Below are 1,750 nucleotides of genomic sequence, written 5' to 3'. Positions count from 1 at the left end.
GGGCGGCGACGGTGGGCATGCGTTGAGCGGCGCCTGGGCTGACGGCTATGGCGGCGGCGCTGTGGGCGGCCTCGCACTGGGTGGAGCCGGCGGCTTCGGCGGCGCAGGCGGTATTGCCATGGGCGGCGCTGGCGGCGCTGGCGGCGACGGTGGCACGTGGGGTTCGGGCAATGGCGATGACGGTTATGTCACCGGCTCGAGCTCGGCGCATTCCGACGCCACGATCGACACCAGTGCCTTCAACCAGCAGATCGTGATGGGCGCCAACCTGCAAGGCAACACGGTCGACATGACCGTGGTGGGTGGCGACTACCATCACACGCTGGCAGGCGAAGACGGCACCGACCACAGCACACTGTAGCCAGCGGCGACACGTTCGGCCTCGTCAATACGAGGCCAAGCAAGCTGGACTGCGCGGAGCCCCCGCGCAGTCCTTCCCGGCCGGTGGAGCCCCTATATCAGCCTCACCGCGCCTGAACTCCGGGCGGAGGCGATATCATGTATTCCGCATATTTCGGCAAGGTCACCGAGGCGATTGTCCATTTCGCCGGTTTGTTCGCAACAGCCGACGAAGAAGCACGCATCAAGCAGGCCTACGACGAATTCCGGGCCGCGCATAAGGCAGACGAAAAACTGCCCGATCACCCGACCTACACCATCAAGATTGATGCCTCCCACAAACTGGAGGATTTCGATCCATACGTGCCATATCAGCCTGCGAAGCCTGGCATCGAAATGGCGTCAGTGCTGCCATATGTCCATTTGGCACCGATGGATATTCCCATACCTGCTGGCACGTTCCTTTCCCCGCCGGACCATGATTTTTCTCAAATATCGATTCACGGATGGTCAATTGGCCACCAGTCGATGGACGTCCACCTGCCGGTGCTCGACCCGCCAGGTTCTCTGGCGATCGTCATCAACCAGGAGATTCGTCTCAACGACAACGATTATGTCAGCGTCGGTGGCAGCGGGTTGAAATTCACGCCGCCTCCGGTCGACGACAGCCAGATGGAAGCGCTGCACCAGGCAGCGTCCAACATCAACCCGATCGACGATCTGACGCTTCCAGGCTCCACCCAGGACATGGCGCTGTTCGTCACCACGGCGGCCGCACGGCTGGACAGCTTCAGCGCCGACGGTCATGGCGACGCGGAGATTTTCACGACAAAGGGCACGACCATCGAGGGCACCTATGTCAACGGCCAGCTCATCGACGAGGCCGACACGCCCAAGATGGAAGACTACGTCGACTATCTCAAGAACAAAGACACTACGGAAGAAGGCCCCAACGGCCCGCTCAACATGAGTGTGGCCCCCGACTCCAGCCAGTTCATGCATGGTTGGGGCGACGGAGCGATCAACCCGAGCGTCAACATCTCGACCGGTGACAATACCGTCATCAATTCCGCCGTGGTGGTCAACGACTGGGCTTCCGCCAGCGTCATGGCAGTCATCGGCGATCACGTCTCGGTCAACGCGATCGTCCAGATCAACGCCACATGCGACATCGACAGCATTGGTGCAGCCGTCAGTGGCTGGCCTTTCGACCCCGGTCAGGCTGCAGCGGATGAGAGCTTCAACATCGCGATGTTCAAGCACATCGACCCGACTGCCGATCAGGCACCGGCCGAAGCTGCCACGGAATTCCCCTCCTATTATGTGGTAACTCAGATCACTGGTGATCTGATCATGATGAACTGGATCAACCAGTTCAGCTTCGTGACCGACAACGACATCGTCCTTGCGG

At 60.8% G+C, this 1,750-nt stretch carries 2 pseudogenes; both read left to right on the top strand.

The window, feature by feature from the left end:
• A pseudogene (locus AC1DUU_RS31160) lies at positions 1–361 on the top strand (hypothetical protein); the annotation flags it as partial.
• Between the two features lie 137 nt (positions 362–498).
• Positions 499–1,750: pseudogene (locus AC1DUU_RS31155) on the top strand (type I secretion protein); the annotation flags it as partial.

Source organism: Aminobacter sp. P4_H6_2 (genome assembly GCF_056400805.1).
Note: the sequence above shows the minus strand (reverse complement) of the source record. Positions and strands in the feature narration are given on the sequence as shown.